This is a genomic window from Dialister succinatiphilus YIT 11850 (genome assembly GCF_000242435.1).
Classification (GTDB): domain Bacteria; phylum Bacillota; class Negativicutes; order Veillonellales; family Dialisteraceae; genus Dialister; species Dialister succinatiphilus.
This window is the reverse complement of sequence record NZ_JH591188.1, coordinates 329498-344180: the sequence shown is the minus strand read 5'-3', so window position 1 is coordinate 344180 and position 14683 is coordinate 329498. Positions and strand designations below refer to the sequence as shown.

Sequence of the window (14683 nt, the reverse complement as noted above, 5' to 3'; positions counted from 1 at the left end):
ATCGGCCTGGAAGGTCACAAAAGCCGGAGCTTGAGAGCTCCGGCTTGCAGGAAATGGGAAATTTCCCCTTTCCATAATCTGAAGAATAAAATCAGCTGTCTTTTCTTGTGAGGATCGGTTCGGAATGGTTCTTGACCACATCTTCCGTCACTGTGCACTTCACCACGTCTTTCATGCTGGGGATTTCGTACATGACATGCTGCATGATTTTTTCAATGATAGCGCGGAGTCCGCGGGCTCCCGTATTCCTTTCAATGGCCTGACGGGCAATGGCATGAATGGCGCCGTCGTCAAATTCCAGGTCCACATGGTCCATGGCCAGCAGTTTCTGATACTGACGGACCAGGGCATTCTTCGGTTCGGTAAGGATTTTCACAAGGGCCTCTTCATTCAGCGGATGGAGAGGAACGATGACAGGGAGACGACCGATAAATTCAGGAATGAGGCCGAATTTCAGAAGGTCTTCCGGCTGTACCTGCTGCAGAAGTTCCGCCATGTCCCGGTCATCCTTCTTTTCGATGTCTGCCCCGAATCCCATGACGCTCTTGGTAAGCCGGCGGTCAATGACCTTGTCGATGCCTGCAAAGGCACCGCCGCAGATGAAGAGGATGTTGGTGGTGTCGATCTGGATCATTTCCTGGTTCGGATGCTTCCTTCCGCCCTGGGGCGGTACGCTGGCTACCGTGCCTTCCAGAATTTTCAAGAGCGCCTGCTGCACCCCTTCGCCGGACACATCCCTGGTGATGGAGGGGTTTTCCGATTTTCTGGCGATCTTATCGATTTCATCGATATAGACAATGCCCCGTTCTGCCTTGTCAATATCGTAGTCAGCCGCCTGGATGAGGCGGAGGAGGATATTCTCCACATCTTCCCCTACATAGCCTGCTTCCGTAAGGGTGGTGGCGTCGGAAATAGCAAAAGGCACGTCCAGGAACCGGGCCAGGGTCTGGGCCAGAAGGGTTTTGCCGCTGCCCGTGGGCCCCAGCATGATGATATTGGATTTCTGCAGCTCCACATCATCGTCTTCCCCTTCATGTTCAATGCGCTTATAGTGGTTGTACACAGCCACGGCCAGTGCCATTTTGGCATCGTCCTGCTCGATGACGTACTGGTCCATGTATTTTTTGATTTCTTCCGGCGTAGGCAGTTTGAAATGGGGCGCTGCTTTTTTCTTGTCTGCCTTCAGCTCTTCCCGAAGGATATTGGAGCATACTTCGATGCATTCGTTGCAGATATAGACTCCAGGGCCGGCAATCAGTTTTTCCACTTCGTCCCCGGAGCGGCCGCAGAAGCTGCAGACCGGAGTTCCTTCATTTTTCCTGTTCAATGGAAGCCTCCTTTATTTGGCAGTCAGTTTATGCAAATCATTGCGGGTAAGAATCTGGTCGATGAGGCCATAGTTCTTCGCCATTTCAGCGGTCATGAAATTGTCCCGTTCCGTATCTCTGGCAATGGTTTCCAGGGGCTGTCCGCTGTGCTTGGAAAGGATGCCGTTCAATTCTTCCCGGAGACGAAGGATTTCACGGGCATGGATTTCGATTTCCGTAGCCTGTCCCTGCACGCCGCCCAGAGGCTGGTGGATCATAATGTTGGAATGGGGCAGTGCATACCGCTTTCCTGCGGCGCCGGCAGTCAGAAGGACTGCTGCCATGCTGGCGCAGGAGCCGATGCAGATGGTCGATACATCAGGCCGGATATACTGCATGGTGTCGTAAATAGCCAGTCCTGCGGTAACTACGCCGCCGGGGCTGTTGATGTAAAGGTGGATATCCTTGGACGGATCTTCTGCTTCCAGGAAGAGAAGCTGGGCAATGATGACATTGGCCATGTGGTCTTCGATCTGGCCGTCCAGGAAAATGATACGGTCTTTCAGGAGACGGGAGTAAATATCATAGGATCTTTCTCCCTGTGCTGTCTGTTCAACTACAATCGGTACATATGCCATAGTGATAACACCTTTCTTTCTCGGATACAGGCATTTCTGCCTGAAATTTTGCTTTTTCCATATGGTCGAAAGAGACGCCGGTTATCCCCGCGTCTCTTTTTCTAAACCATCAGTTTCCTGATATGATATTCCCATGGAATGGGAGCCGTAAAAGCCAATTATTTGGATTCTGCCTTACGGATGGTTTCAATGATTTCAGCTTTTTTGGCTTTGGATTCCAGAGCAATGCCTTTTTCAGCGGCATAAGCCTTCAGGTCTTTCACTGTCATGGATTCAAAGTCGTCTTTCTTTTCTTCCGCTTTCGGAGCTTCGGGAGCCTTGGGAGCTTCTGCTGCCTTTTCTTCTGCTTTGGCTTCTTCCTTCTTGTCAGCTTCAGCCTTCTTGGCTGCGCCGTAGATGAAAGCAGCTGCTTTCTTGCGGAGTACGGAGTTCACCAGCATGCCTACGCGGCCTTCATCTTTGATGATCTTCATGACATCGTTGGGGTCAGCATTGAACTGGTGAGCCATGCTGTAGATTTCCATGGACAGGTCTTCGTTGGTAACGGTGAGGTCTTCCTTTTCAGCAATGGTTTCCAGAACCAGTCCCTGACGTACCTGTTCAGCAGCGGTCTTTTCATAGTTCTTGCGGAGCTGTTCCATGGTCTGGCCGATGCTCTTCAGGTATTCATCAAGAGTGGAGTTTCTGGATTCCACGTTCATTTTGATTTCGTTCACGATTTCATCGATATGCTGTTCCACCATTTCCTGGGGAATGTCTACCTTGGCATTGGCTACAGCCTGTTTAACGAGAGCTTCGTGGTAAGCTTCTTCTGCCTGCTGGAAAGCCTGCAGCTGCATCTGCTGTTTCACAGCAGCCTTCAGTTCATCCATGGTTTCAAACTGGCTGATGGATTTTGCGAATTCATCGTTCAGTTCAGGAAGCTGTTTGCGTTTTACGTCACTGATATGAACCTTAAATTCTGCTTCCTTGCCTTTCAGGGCATCTACGAAGTAGTCTTCCGGGAAAACGACCTTAACAGTTACATCGTCGCCGGCCTTATGTCCTTCCAGCTGTTCTTCAAAGCCGGGGATAAAGCTCTGAGAACCGATTTCCAGAGGATAGGTCTTGCCTTCACCGCCTTCAAAGGGTTTTCCGTCAACGGTGCCTTTGAAATCGATAATAGCAAAGTCGCCTTTCTTCAGTTCTGTGCCTTCTTCTGCCTTTTCCAGTCTAGCGTTCTGTTCAGCAGCGCCTTTGAGCTGTGCCATCACCTGGTCATCGGTGATTTCGGGGGATGCTTTTTCAGCTTCCAGGCCTTTGTATTCGCCCAGTTCTACTTCCGGACGTTTTACGAAAGTAGCAGTGAAAGCGGCACCTTCTGCTTCGGAGAATTTGTCTTCTTTTACATCAGGGGTGGTGACGGGAATCAGTTTTTCCTGACGGAGTGCTGAGTCTACTGCTTCGTTGATGACAATGTCCTTGGCTTCTGCTTCAATGGCTTCTTTGCCGAAATGCATTTCCAGGATTTTGCGGTTTGCCTTGCCTTTACGGAATCCAGGGATTCTTACCTGGTTGGCAATGCGGGATACCGCTTTTTTGAATCCTTTCTGTACAACTTCAGCCGGCAGTTCGATGCCTACGGAAACCTTGTGCTGATCCAGTGCCTCTACTTTTACGTTCATAAAAAATATTCCTCCTTAAGTCGGCTCACCGACAAATGATACCTTTTTTGGGTCTTTCAATGCACGATAAATCGCAAGTTATATTTTAGCATAAACCCTTAAAAAAAACAAATTTTTCGATAAAGATTCTGAAAATCCGACGATTCCATGGTTTTCTGCCATTTGGAAAATCCTGCATCTCTTGTACACCAGCACCATGAAATCAGATTCTTTCCATCAATCCCTGCTTTCCCGAGGAATCATGGCGGCATATTTTTCTGCCATCCGGAAGAACAGGAGGGCACTCTGGGCACCGGTTTCCCCCTTCCGACGGGCCAGATACAGGTCCGATGAAAGGGCCTCCTCCTGCAGGGTGCCCAGAATAAGCTCCCTGCTCTTTCGAAGCACCGTCATGGGCGCCACCGCTGCCCCCAGCCCCGCTTCTGCCCATTCCCTGCAGGTTCTGGCGTCATCGGACACGCAGTAAATATCGGGGCTGTATTTTTCCTTCCTGCATTCCTCCAGTATGATTTTTTCCCACCGCCGGTAGAGGATGAGGGGCACATCTCCCAGGTCCTTTAAACGAAGAGCCCTTCTCTGCCAGGAAGGAAAGGCACTGCCGGAAAGACCGATTCCCATGGCGGTCCTTTCCAGTGGAATCAGGTCCAGTCCATAGAGGGAAAAAGGGGAGCGCAGGAGGGACACATCGATTTTTCCCTTCCGGAGCTGCTCAAGGAGCTCATAGCTGTTTCCCTCATATACCTTGAACTGGATATGGGGATAGCACTTCCTGTATTCCCGAAGCAGACGGTACAGTTTATCATGGCCGCCGGAAGATACCAGGCCCAGGCGCAGAAGCCCCTGGTGTCCTGTCTTCAGGGTGCCGATTTCCTCCCGGGCCGCCGTTTCCAGATCCAGCATTTCCACGGCATAGCGGTAGAGTCGGCTTCCCGCTTCCGTGGGCACCACCTGCCGGGCGCCCCGTTCAAAAAGAAGGGTGCCCAGCTCCTTTTCCAGAAGGTGCATCTGGCTGGACAGGGGCGGCTGGGAAATATGAAGCTTTCTGGCGGCGCCTGTAATGGTGCCCTCTTCTATAATGGTTTTAAAATATCGCAGCTGCCTCAGGTCCATCTATATCTTCTCCATATGGTTTTTAAGGAAATCAATATTTTTCATATGCCTCTATACCTGCTATGATACATGTATTCCACGCCGCAGGCAATATGGATTTTACATCTGATGACAATGTATCCGCTGATGGATCTTACACTCTGTTCAGGAAAGGAAGAGCGCCATGAAATTATTAGTACAGCTGTTTCTGATTTTTGCAAAAATGGGAGCCGTCACTTTCGGCGGCGGTTATGCCATGCTCCCCATACTGCAGCGGGAGGTGGTGGACAATCATCACTGGGCTTCTGACGAGGAGCTCATGGACTACTATGCCCTGGGGCAGGTGACGCCGGGTATGATTGCGGTGAACGTGGCCACCTTCATCGGCTTAAAGCTGAAAGGCTTCTGGGGCGGCATTTTTGCCACTCTCGGCGTCATTACGCCATCCATGATCATTATTACCACCATTGCCATGTTCCTCACCCGGTTTGAAGAGAACCCCTATGTGGTCCATGCCTTTACAGGCATACGTGCCTGCGTGTGCGTTCTCATTCTGGATGCGGTGCTGAAGCTGGGAAAGAAATCGGTGAAGGATAAAAGGACCCTTTTCATTTTCCTTTGCATCCTCTGTCTTTCTCTCTTTGCTCCTGTATCTCCCGTATTTTCCGTGATTGCTGCCGGCGCAGGCGGTTTCTTCCTCATGCCCTCGGTGAAGAAAGAAAAGAAGGAAGGTGAGTCCCGATGATGTGGCTCCAGATGTTCTGGGAATTTTTCAAGGCCGGTCTCTTTGCTGTAGGCGGCGGTCTTGCTACGCTTCCCTTCCTTTATGATATATCTCAGCGCACCGGCTGGTTCACTGCTGAGGATATTGCCAATATGATTGCCATTTCCGAATCCACTCCCGGTCCCCTGGGTGTCAATATGGCTACCTACGCCGGTTTCGAGGCCCTGGGGATTCCCGGGGGCATCTATACCACCCTGTCCTTAACAGCCCCCGCCATCATTGTCATTTCCATAGTGTATTCCATCCTGAAAAAATTCAGGGAATCGGAAATCATGGGACGCATTTTCTACGGACTCCGCCCTGCTTCCACCGCCCTCATTGCTGCTGCCGGTCTGGGAGTGGCAAAGATTTCCCTCCTGAACCTTCCCCTCTTTGAGGCAAGCGGCACCCTGTCTGCCCTCTTCCGCTGGCCTTCCCTGATCCTGGCTCTTCTTATCTATGCAGGCCTTGTGAAATTCCGGCTTCACCCCATCATTTACATTGTCATCTCTGCCGCTGCCGGCGTGGCCCTGGGTCTTTAAAAATTCCTGTCCCTGCACACAAAAAAAGCTATGAAGAATGCTGCATTCTTCATAGCCTTTTTAGTATCTTCCTAGGCCCGGAGGATGGATTTCAGGAAAGCCCTGGTGCGTTCGTTCTTCGGATGGTCGAAGACATCCTCACTGGTTCCTTCTTCCTCCACCTTTCCGTCTACCATGAAAAGGACACGGTCCGAAACGGATTTGGCAAAGGCCATTTCGTGGGTCACAATGGCCATGGTCATATTTTCATCGGCCAGCTGCTGAATGGTCTTCAAAACTTCTCCTGTCAGCTCCGGATCCAGCGCAGAGGTGGGTTCATCAAAGAGCATGATATCCGGATTCATAGCCAGTGCCCTGGCAATAGCCACACGCTGTTTCTGGCCGCCGGAAAGGCTGCCGGGATACATGTCCTTCTTATTCAAAAGGCCTACCTTGCGAAGAAGCTCTTCAGCCACCGGCTGGATTTCCTCTTTCTTCATACCTTTCACATAGATCGGCGCTGCCATGATATTATCAAGCACCGTCATATGGGGAAAGAGATTGAAGGACTGGAAGACCATGCCCATTTTACTTAATATTTTCTTCTGCTGATTCTCATCGGCATATACCATGGCCCCGTCCTTTTCCCGGGCCAGGTAATCACCATCCACCATGATGGAGCCGCCCTGGATGGTTTCCAGATGGATCAGGCAGCGGAGCAGGGTACTCTTACCGGCGCCGGAGGGACCGATAATGGAAAGGACTTCCCCTTTTTCCATAGACATGTTCACATTGTGAAGGATGGTCTGCTTTCCGAAATCCTTCCGGATATTTTTCATTTCAATAAAGCTCATTTCGCTACCTCATCATTCCTCATACACTGCATACCGTTTTTCCACATAAGCCAGGATTCTTGTCAGCACGGCGGTGCATACAAGGTAGAATACCGCTGCCACCAGGAAGGGAGTGGTGTCGAAATCCCGCTGTACAAAAGCGCGGGTCACGCGCATGAGGTCGTTCATGGCCAGGATGTATACCAGGGAGGTATCCTTCAGAAGGGTAATGGTTTCATTGCCCAAGGGAGGGATGACCCGTTTAATCACCTGGGGAAGGATAATGTGCCACATGGTCTGCCGATAGCTGAAGCCCAGCACCTTGGCTCCTTCATACTGCCCTTTGCTGATAGACTGGATGCCGCCTCTGAAAATTTCTGCAAAATAGGCGGCATAGTTGGCCACAAAGGCAAGAATGGCTGCAGGGAAATCGCTGACCTGTACATGAAGCATGAGAGGCAGCCCGTAGTAAATGAACATGATCTGCAGCATGAGGGGCGTTCCCCGCATGACGTAAATGTATATGGCTGCCAGTTTTCTGAAAAGAGCCACGTGAGAAATACGGACCATGGCAAGAAGAATGCCGATAGGCAGAGCCAGCACGAAGGTGAGTACGAAGATTTTGGCTGAAACGCCCAGACCGGAAAACATGTTGGGCAGAATGTGAATGATATAATCCATCAGTAACTCCTTACAAAAATCAGGAGGCAGAAGGCCCCTTTGATGCATGTATGAATATCATACACTGCCTTCATTCATTTAACAAGACAGAGAAATAGAATTTTACAGAAAAAGAAATCACCGGAGGGAGGACCCGCTCCGGTGATACTTTGTTCCCACCTGACGGGCAGGAAAAGGAAATCTTATTTCAGTACTACATCCTTGCCGAACCATTTCTCGGAAATCTTGGCAGCTTCGCCGCTGGCAATGACCTTATCAATGCCCTGGTTCAGGAGATCCACCAGCGCCTGGTTATCCTTCTTGATGCCGATGGCGAAGGTATCCTTGGATACCTGATCCGGCAGTTCCCGGAAGGTATCAGGCTTCTTTGTCATGTAGTATTCATTCAGTACGGTATCGGAAAGCACGGCATCGCAGCGGCCGCTTTCCAGGTCCATGAAGCAGGCGGTCAGATCCGGATAAGCCTTGACTTCAGCAAATGCCGCCTTCAGCTGTGGATCCCGGTTCAGTGCCGTTTCAGCAGTGGAAGCTTCCTGAATGGTAATCTTCTTGCCCTTGAGATCAGCCATGCTCTGGACCGGAGAATCTTTCAGCACCACAAATTCCTGAATATTGTCCATGTAAGGTTTGGTGAAAGCCAGCTTTTTCTGCCGTTCCGGTGTCATGGTGAAACCATTCCAGATGCAGTCGATACGGCCGGAGTTCAGTTCCGTTTCCTTGGAAGCCCAGTCAATGGGTTTGAATTCGATGGGCACGCCGATTTCCTTGGAAATCGCTTCTGCCATATCAATATCAAAGCCTACGATTTTACCGCTGTCATCCCTGAATCCCATGGGAGCAAAGGTATCATCCATACCGGCTACAATCTTGGTGGGCTTTGCACCGGCAGCTGCCGATTTGGCAGCGCTTCCTGCCTTGTTATCCCCGCCGCAGCCTGCCAGAAGACCAGCGGCACCCAGTGCCAGAACCCCTGCAATAACCAATTTTTTCAGCTTCATAATCCTTACCTCTCTTTATTACTTTATTTCGTTAAAGAAATGCTATGACAATATATTAGCTGATTCGCCTGACTTTGTCAAGCAGAAAATAAACCTTCCCTGTTCTGGTCTTTTTTACTATATTTTTACAGCCGTCCCGGCGTATCCTCTCCCTGCCCTGTGCTATAATAAAAAGGAAAGCTGAGGATAAAAACATGAATACACCTATCACTTTTAATCTGGCAATCGGAAGCCGGAAACCCCATTCCGGCACCCAGAAAATCTGCCCCTTCTGCCATCCGGAAAAACTGACCGGCATTATGGAGAAGAAAGGCGATATCATCTGGCTCATGAACAAATTTCCTGTCTTTGAGCACACCTGGCCTACGGTGATTGTGGAAACGTCAGACCACAACGGGGAGCTTTCCACCTATGAACCGGAAAAGCTCCATGAAGTCGTTTCCTTTGGCCTTTCCCACTGGCTGAAGCTGGAATCGGACAAACGGTTCAAGTCGGTCCTTTACTTCCGCAACTACGGTCCCGGATCCGGCGGCTCCCAGCGGCATCCGCATTCCCAGATTATCGGGCTGGAAAACTATGACTACCGGGATAACATTCTGGGAGAAAATTTCCTTGGCTCCCTGGTCCATGAAGATGAGGACTGCTATGCCACCATTTCCGATTATCCCCTGAGCTGCATGGGGGAACTGAATGTAACGCTGAAGAAAGACGCTTCGCCGGACCGGTTTGCCGACACCATTCAGACCCTGGCCCGCTTTGTGCTTCATGATTTCCCCCTGCCCTGCACCAGCTACAATATATTCTTTTATCATTACATGAAACATATCCATGCCAAAATATTTCCCCGCTACACAGCCAGCCCCCTGTACATGGGCTACCGCATCACCCATGTCATGGACAGGGACAGCAAAAAGCGGATGATGGAAACTCTGGCATCCCCCAAATACTTCGGAGACTAACAGAATTGACGAAATTATACGCATTCAGCGATTTTCACCTATCCGGCGATCCGCCTTCCAAGCCCATGGATATCTTCGGCGCCCACTGGAAAAACCACAGGGAAAAAATTATAACCGCCTGGCTGGAAACCATTCATGAAGAAGATACAGTCATTATGGCAGGAGACCTGTCCTGGGCCATGAATATGGATGATGCCATTTCCGATTTAAAGATGCTGGGCCGCCTGCCGGGCCGAAAGATCGTAGTCCGCGGAAACCACGACTACTGGTGGGACACAGTGACTAAAATGACCCGCATGACCGATGGCATGCTGGAATTTCTCCATAATTCCGCCATCAGAACCGGTCAGGTAGCCCTGGCCGGCACCAGGGGCTGGATATCGGAAACTTCCCCCAAACTGACAGAAACAGACAAGCCCATCATCGCTAGAGAAGAAGGCCGCCTGGAGCGGTCCCTGGACCTGGCGGAAAAAACAGGAGCCTCCCGCATTATGGCAGTGCTCCATTATCCCCCCTTTGACGAGGCAAGAAATCCATCCCACATGATAGAGATCATGAAAGCCCATCATGTAACCGACTGCATTTACGGCCACATCCATGGAGCTGCCAATTTCACCAACCTGCCGAAAGAGCTCTGCGGCATCAAACTTCACCTCACTTCGGCTGACTACCTGGATTTCAAGCCCCATTTCATCTGCAACCTGGAGGAAATTCATGCATAAACTGGCAGAAAGCCGCCTGCTGGCGGGATTCATATACGGCGACAGCCGTAATCAGGAATACATCTATCTTCCGGGAAGCGAGCTGGACGCTGCCTCTCCCATGCTGATTTATGAAATAGAAGGCCGCCTGAGCGATGTGCCTATGGAAGAAGCCCTGGACATCATCGAAAAGCGGAGCTTAAAGCCTGCCGTCCATCCCCGACTTGGAGAAAATACCTTCCGCTAGAAATAAAAAACTTCGGACCCCTGAAGGAATCCGAAGTTTTTTCATGCGCCAAAAAGATTTTTAAAAAAGAGAAGCACCGGCAGCGGAAATAAAGCAGCTCCCAGCCGCGTAAGGCGGCTCATGATACCGGGAAGAGATATTTCCCTGCCCCGCCGGTTATCTGAAAGCCCCTGACGCGCCACCTCTTTGGCTGTCAACAGACCAAGGGGATGAACAGACGCTCCCGCCTTCTCCATAAACTCTGTATCGCCGATCCAGTAAGGACAGAGCGCGGTAACCGCAATGCCCCGGCCCTTCAGTTCCCTGTGGAGGGAGCGGCTGAAGGAAAGAAGGAAACTCTTCGAAGCGCTGTACACCGAAAGCCCCGGCAGAGGCACAAAGGAGGCCGCAGAGCACACATTGATAATGCCAGAAGCCCTCTTCATATAAGGAAGACAAAGTCCGGTGAGCTTCATGGGCACCTCTGCGTCAAGTCTGACCATGTCCTCCATATCCTTCAGAGATTCCTTCTCAAAGGAAACGGCGGACCCCCGCCCTGCATTATTTACCAGAAGAGCAATGGCCGGCCGCTCCTCTTCCAGGAGCTTTTTCAAAGATGCAAAGGAATCCTCTGCCAGAAGATCAAGAGAAAGGGCCCTTCCCTTCACAGGAAGCTCTCCTGCCAGTCTCTCCAGATTTTCTCTTCTCCTGGCAATCAGCCATATTTCATCGATGCCTCCAAGACGGCCTGTTTCAAGGGCAAATACCCTGCCCAGCCCGGAAGAAGCGCCGGTAATGACAGCAATCCTTGCTCCCCTCATGGTTCCATCATCAGCACCGCCATGTGGCGCCCGGTCTTTCCCTTTTCCTTCCGATAGGAATAAAAGAAATCATTATCAGTCCAGGTAGAAATATGGCAGTCCTCGATATGATTCTCCAAAAGGCCCGCCTTCCTCATGAGATAGTAATTGGCCTTGGCCAGGCCGAAAAGATACTTCCCCTCTCCCTTCTCCCGGAAGAGGGAAGGCCATTCCTCCCTGCTGAAAAGAGGCCGCATGGCATCTATAACCTCTTTTCCCACTTCAAAATCCATCAAGCCAATGGCAGGACCAATGGCACCTAATATATCTTCCCTTCTGGAATGAAATATCTCCACCATCAGTGATACCGTTTTCCCTGCTATGTCTCCGGCAGTCCCCCGCCAGCCGCCATGAGAAAGGGCACAGACCTTTCTTACAGGATCATAGAAGAAAAGAGGCGTGCAGTCTGCATAATTCATGGTAAGCGGCACATCAGGAGAAGAAGTAATGAGACCGTCCGTATCGGGAATAGCCGTATCAAGGGAAAAAGCGCCACGGCCCCGGTCCTCTTCTGAAACCTCCTCGATATGAGTCCCATGTACCTGCCGGCAGTTGATAAGCAGCCCTTCATCTAAGCCCAGGGCCCGGCAGTACCGCTTCCGGTTCTCCAGCACATCCTCTACCCGGTCCCCCACATGAAGCCCCATGTTCAAACTGGTAAAAGGAGGCCTGCTCACGCCGCCCTTTCTGCAGGACACCGCCGCCTTTAGCGGAAGCCCCTGAAAAATGGAAAATGTAAGAAATGAAATATATCCCTTATTCTGTACAGGCAATTTCATACCTCCTTCAAAACATCAAGAGAACCCCACAGCTTCAAAATCACCTCAGTCATATCCGATGGCATGGGGGCATAGAGCCGAAGAGGCGTCCCCTTTCGGGGCTGGCGGAAAGCAACAGACAAGGCATGAAGAGCCTGCCGTTTCATCAGATCCAGGGAGCCGCCGTATAAATCATCTCCCAGAAGAGGATGGCCCAGCCATGAAAAATGAACCCGTATCTGGTGCGTGCGTCCCGACCTCAGATGAATCAGAAGAAGACTGGCCTCATCAGAAGACGCCAGCACCCTGTACTCCGTAGCCGCCCATTTTCCATCAGGCCGTACCATCCATTCCACAATACTTCCGGGCTTCCGGCCGATAGGTTTTTCGATAACCCCTTCCGTAGGCTCCACCCTGCCGGAAACCAGCGCCACATACTGCCGATAAATGCAGTCATGACTCTTTGAAAGCTCATACTGCCCCATGGCAGACTTCGCCACCACCACCAGCCCCGTGGTATTCCGGTCCAGCCTGTATACCGGATGAATCCCGGCATTCCTGTGATTTCTCTCAAAATAACCGGTCACTGCGTTCACCAGCGTATCATGAGTATTTCGGGACGTAGGATGGATAATCATGCCGGGTCCCTTGTTTACTACCAGCACATCCTCATCCTCATAGACAATGGAAAGAGGAATATCCGAAGGAACCACCTCATTCTCCTCACTCCAGGAAAGGATGACCTCGTCACCCTCATGAAGAACAGTGCGGGCATTATGAACAGCCTCTCCATTAATCAGTACCTTCCCATTCCACTTCACCCGCTTCCAAAGGGCAGAAGAAAACTCCCGCTTCCCCTTGATAAACCGTCGAAGCTCCTGCCCCTCATGGTCAGAAGCCACCTGATAGCGAACCTCCATCCCCGCCTCCTGTTCCTGTGTAATCATAGAAATAAAGATTGACTCCATTATACCCTGTGAAGAGAAGGATGTAAAAAGGGAAAGAACTGTCTATGGACACACCTTCGGTGTGAGGGTTGACGGGCCTCCGGCCCGAGGGTTATGGCCGCCTGCCGGCGGCAGGTTGTGTAGAAGGGTTGTGAAGGGAAAGGTTCTTAGGATGGATGGGCCTTCGGCCCAAGGGTTCTTAAGTTTGACGGCCTTTCAGGCCGAGGGTTGTGGTATCGCCCCTTGGGAGATGAATATAAAGTCAGCGTTACGGGATTGGCTTTCTATGTCATATGCATGATAGGCATTCTGCGGATTGGCTCGCTGCGCTCGCCTCCCCCTATCCGGCTGCGCCGGACTTCCCCCTATGCAGGGGGCAGAATAAATCGCTCTATGCTTTCCTGCAGAGACATGGCTCCATGGCTAAGTACCCATAGTCCCACCGCTCCGCGAGGGGAAGGTGGTGGCGCCAGCCACCAAAGGGGGAATGCATTTCTTCGAGCAAAGCGAGGCTGGCCTGTTTTCCCTCGGGCGAAGCCCGGTTGTCCGGTTTTCGCCGCCAAAGGCGGCATTTATACTGGCGCCCCCAAGGGCGCCCACCTCGCCAGCGCAGCGGTACTTCATACCTCCCGAGGGCGGAGCCCTCAACCCGCCTGTAAGGCGTCAGCCGATCACAGGCAGAACCCTTGGCGCCCAGGGCCGTCAGGCCCGGCGGCGCCATCAACCCTCGCGGCGAAGCCGCGTCAACCTTCGGGAATACAGCTTCCCGCCGAATCCCTCACAAAGGCCCATAACCTCAAATGATACGCACAGAAAAAAAGCACTAACCTTATCGATTAGTGCTTTTTCTAGTTAATCAGCAGCTTCCTATCCTCCCGGGCCGCTTCCAGCCAAGTACTTTCGGCGTTTGTGAGCTTAACTACCGTGTTCGGCATGGGTACGGGTGTATCCTCACAGCTATCGCCACTGAATCTTTGAGAGTCTGTTCTCTCAAAACTGCATAGAAGAAGTTCCGAAGGCTCTCGCCTCTGGTCGTGCTTTTCGTGAAATCTAAGCTAAGACCTCGACCTATTAGTACTGCGTCGCTCCATGACTTGCGCCACTTCCACTCACAGCCTATCAACCTCATCGTCTTTAAGGGGTCTTACTCATTGCTGATGAGAAGTCTCATCTCGGGACGGGCTTCACGCTTAGATGCTTTCAGCGTTTATCCTTTCCGGATGCGGCTTTCCAGCCGTGCCACTGGCGTGACAACTGGTACACCGTTGATCCGTCCACTCCGGTCCTCTCGTACTAGGAGCAGCCTCCCTCAAACTTCTTGCGCCCGCGATGGATATGAACCAAACTGTCTCACGACGTTTTGAACCCAGCTCGCGTACCACTTTAATGGGCGAACAGCCCAACCCTTGGAACCTACTCCAGCTCCAGGATGTGATGAGCCGACATCGAGGTGCCAAACCTCCCCGTCGATATGAACTCTTGGGAGAGATTAGCCTGTTATCCCCAGGGTAGCTTTTATCCGTTGAGCGATGGCCTTTCCACTCAGTACCACCGGATCACTAAGCCCGACTTTCGTCTCTGCTCGACTTGTCTGTCTCGCAGTCAAGCTCCCTTCTGCCTTTGCACTCTTCGGCCGGTTTCTGTCCGGCCTGAGGGAACCTTTGGGCGCCTCCGTTACATTTTAGGAGGCGACCGCCCCAGTCAAACCGCCTGCCTGAGATGGTCCACGAGGTTGTTA

General features: G+C 51.5%; 15 protein-coding genes and 2 rRNA genes (1 of these 17 only partly in view). 5 read left to right on the top strand and 12 right to left on the bottom strand.

Annotated features, from left to right (window positions below; all coding sequences use genetic code 11):
• Positions 1-91: 91 nt before the first annotated feature.
• The 4 genes from clpX to HMPREF9453_RS07015 all read right to left on the bottom strand — a co-directional run bounded on the left by clpX (position 92) and on the right by HMPREF9453_RS07015 (position 4719).
• Entirely contained in the window at positions 92-1327 is a 1236-nt protein-coding gene (gene clpX / locus HMPREF9453_RS07030) for an ATP-dependent Clp protease ATP-binding subunit ClpX (RefSeq protein ID WP_008859865.1), read from the bottom strand.
• 12 nt (positions 1328-1339) lie between these two features.
• A complete protein-coding gene (gene clpP / locus HMPREF9453_RS07025) occupies positions 1340-1945 on the bottom strand; it encodes an ATP-dependent Clp endopeptidase proteolytic subunit ClpP (RefSeq protein ID WP_008859864.1) in 606 nt (201 codons plus the stop codon).
• A 158-nt stretch (positions 1946-2103) separates the two neighbouring features.
• Positions 2104-3609, bottom strand: a complete 1506-nt coding sequence (tig, locus tag HMPREF9453_RS07020; RefSeq protein ID WP_008859863.1) for a trigger factor — start codon at positions 3607-3609, stop codon at positions 2104-2106.
• 216 nt (positions 3610-3825) lie between these two features.
• Positions 3826-4719, bottom strand: coding sequence for a LysR family transcriptional regulator (locus HMPREF9453_RS07015; RefSeq protein WP_008859862.1), 894 nt, complete (start codon positions 4717-4719; stop codon positions 3826-3828).
• Between the two features lie 163 nt (positions 4720-4882).
• On the opposite strand from HMPREF9453_RS07015, the gene HMPREF9453_RS07010 reads away from it, so the two are divergent.
• A complete protein-coding gene (locus tag HMPREF9453_RS07010; protein WP_008859861.1) occupies positions 4883-5443 on the top strand; it encodes a chromate transporter in 561 nt (186 codons plus the stop codon).
• A gap of 11 nt (positions 5444-5454) precedes the next feature.
• Positions 5455-6003 carry a chromate transporter gene (locus tag HMPREF9453_RS07005; RefSeq protein WP_232217335.1) on the top strand — a complete coding sequence of 183 codons (549 nt, stop codon included), beginning with the start codon at positions 5455-5457 and terminating at the stop codon, positions 6001-6003.
• 71 nt (positions 6004-6074) lie between these two features.
• Here the strand turns inward: HMPREF9453_RS07005 and HMPREF9453_RS07000 are convergent, their stop codons facing one another.
• From HMPREF9453_RS07000 to HMPREF9453_RS06990, 3 genes are all read right to left on the bottom strand, one after another.
• Complete coding sequence (locus tag HMPREF9453_RS07000; RefSeq protein WP_008859859.1) at positions 6075-6836, bottom strand: amino acid ABC transporter ATP-binding protein; 762 nt, start codon at positions 6834-6836, stop codon at positions 6075-6077.
• Positions 6837-6848: 12 nt separating this feature from the next.
• Positions 6849-7496 (bottom strand): amino acid ABC transporter permease, encoded by a 648-nt coding sequence (locus tag HMPREF9453_RS06995; protein ID WP_008859858.1) that lies wholly within the window; start codon positions 7494-7496, stop codon positions 6849-6851.
• 182 nt (positions 7497-7678) lie between these two features.
• Positions 7679-8494, bottom strand: a complete 816-nt coding sequence (locus HMPREF9453_RS06990; protein WP_008859857.1) for an amino acid ABC transporter substrate-binding protein — start codon at positions 8492-8494, stop codon at positions 7679-7681.
• Positions 8495-8688: 194 nt separating this feature from the next.
• On the opposite strand from HMPREF9453_RS06990, the gene HMPREF9453_RS06985 reads away from it, so the two are divergent.
• From HMPREF9453_RS06985 to HMPREF9453_RS06975, 3 genes are read left to right on the top strand one after another with little or no spacing between them, the layout of a single operon-like run.
• Positions 8689-9453, top strand: coding sequence for a DUF4931 domain-containing protein (locus HMPREF9453_RS06985; RefSeq protein ID WP_008859856.1), 765 nt, complete (start codon positions 8689-8691; stop codon positions 9451-9453).
• 5 nt (positions 9454-9458) lie between these two features.
• The gene (locus HMPREF9453_RS06980) at positions 9459-10175 is read left to right on the top strand and encodes a metallophosphoesterase (protein WP_008859855.1); all 717 of its coding nucleotides are present in this window, start codon (positions 9459-9461) and stop codon (positions 10173-10175) included.
• Positions 10168-10401, top strand: coding sequence for a hypothetical protein (locus tag HMPREF9453_RS06975; RefSeq protein ID WP_008859854.1), 234 nt, complete (start codon positions 10168-10170; stop codon positions 10399-10401). Before HMPREF9453_RS06980 ends, HMPREF9453_RS06975 begins: the two co-directional genes overlap by 8 nt.
• A gap of 41 nt (positions 10402-10442) precedes the next feature.
• Here HMPREF9453_RS06975 and HMPREF9453_RS06970 read toward each other — a convergent pair whose 3' ends face one another.
• From HMPREF9453_RS06970 to HMPREF9453_RS06950, 5 genes are all read right to left on the bottom strand, one after another.
• Positions 10443-11201 (bottom strand): SDR family NAD(P)-dependent oxidoreductase, encoded by a 759-nt coding sequence (locus HMPREF9453_RS06970; RefSeq protein WP_008859853.1) that lies wholly within the window; start codon positions 11199-11201, stop codon positions 10443-10445.
• Positions 11198-12019, bottom strand: a complete 822-nt coding sequence (gene pgeF / locus HMPREF9453_RS06965; protein ID WP_040380142.1) for a peptidoglycan editing factor PgeF — start codon at positions 12017-12019, stop codon at positions 11198-11200. Before pgeF ends, HMPREF9453_RS06970 begins: the two co-directional genes overlap by 4 nt.
• Positions 12016-12918: an RluA family pseudouridine synthase gene (locus tag HMPREF9453_RS06960; protein WP_008859851.1), complete on the bottom strand. Its 903-nt coding sequence runs from the start codon at positions 12916-12918 to the stop codon at positions 12016-12018. The genes pgeF and HMPREF9453_RS06960 overlap by 4 nt, the downstream gene beginning before the upstream one ends.
• An 881-nt stretch (positions 12919-13799) precedes the next feature.
• Positions 13800-13916: ribosomal RNA gene (rrf, locus tag HMPREF9453_RS06955) — 5S ribosomal RNA — on the bottom strand.
• Between the two features lie 80 nt (positions 13917-13996).
• Positions 13997-14683, bottom strand: a 23S ribosomal RNA gene (locus HMPREF9453_RS06950) (it continues 2240 nt past the right edge of the window).

Excerpts from the sequence above, each read along its gene's own strand:
- HMPREF9453_RS07005 (WP_232217335.1), top strand. The coding sequence starts at position 5,455 with ATGTTCTGGGAATTTTTCAAGGCCGGTCTCTTTGCTGTAGGCGGCGGT.
- HMPREF9453_RS06985 (WP_008859856.1), top strand. The coding sequence starts at position 8,689 with ATGAATACACCTATCACTTTTAATCTGGCAATCGGAAGCCGGAAACCC.
- HMPREF9453_RS07010 (WP_008859861.1), top strand. The coding sequence starts at position 4,883 with ATGAAATTATTAGTACAGCTGTTTCTGATTTTTGCAAAAATGGGAGCC.
- pgeF (WP_040380142.1), bottom strand. The coding sequence starts at position 12,019 with ATGAAATTGCCTGTACAGAATAAGGGATATATTTCATTTCTTACATTT.
- HMPREF9453_RS06990 (WP_008859857.1), bottom strand. The coding sequence starts at position 8,494 with ATGAAGCTGAAAAAATTGGTTATTGCAGGGGTTCTGGCACTGGGTGCC.
- clpP (WP_008859864.1), bottom strand. The coding sequence starts at position 1,945 with ATGGCATATGTACCGATTGTAGTTGAACAGACAGCACAGGGAGAAAGA.
- HMPREF9453_RS06975 (WP_008859854.1), top strand. The coding sequence starts at position 10,168 with ATGCATAAACTGGCAGAAAGCCGCCTGCTGGCGGGATTCATATACGGC.
- HMPREF9453_RS06995 (WP_008859858.1), bottom strand. The coding sequence starts at position 7,496 with ATGGATTATATCATTCACATTCTGCCCAACATGTTTTCCGGTCTGGGC.
- HMPREF9453_RS07000 (WP_008859859.1), bottom strand. The coding sequence starts at position 6,836 with ATGAGCTTTATTGAAATGAAAAATATCCGGAAGGATTTCGGAAAGCAG.
- HMPREF9453_RS07015 (WP_008859862.1), bottom strand. The coding sequence starts at position 4,719 with ATGGACCTGAGGCAGCTGCGATATTTTAAAACCATTATAGAAGAGGGC.
- tig (WP_008859863.1), bottom strand. The coding sequence starts at position 3,609 with ATGAACGTAAAAGTAGAGGCACTGGATCAGCACAAGGTTTCCGTAGGC.
- HMPREF9453_RS06970 (WP_008859853.1), bottom strand. The coding sequence starts at position 11,201 with ATGAGGGGAGCAAGGATTGCTGTCATTACCGGCGCTTCTTCCGGGCTG.
- HMPREF9453_RS06960 (WP_008859851.1), bottom strand. The coding sequence starts at position 12,918 with ATGGAGGTTCGCTATCAGGTGGCTTCTGACCATGAGGGGCAGGAGCTT.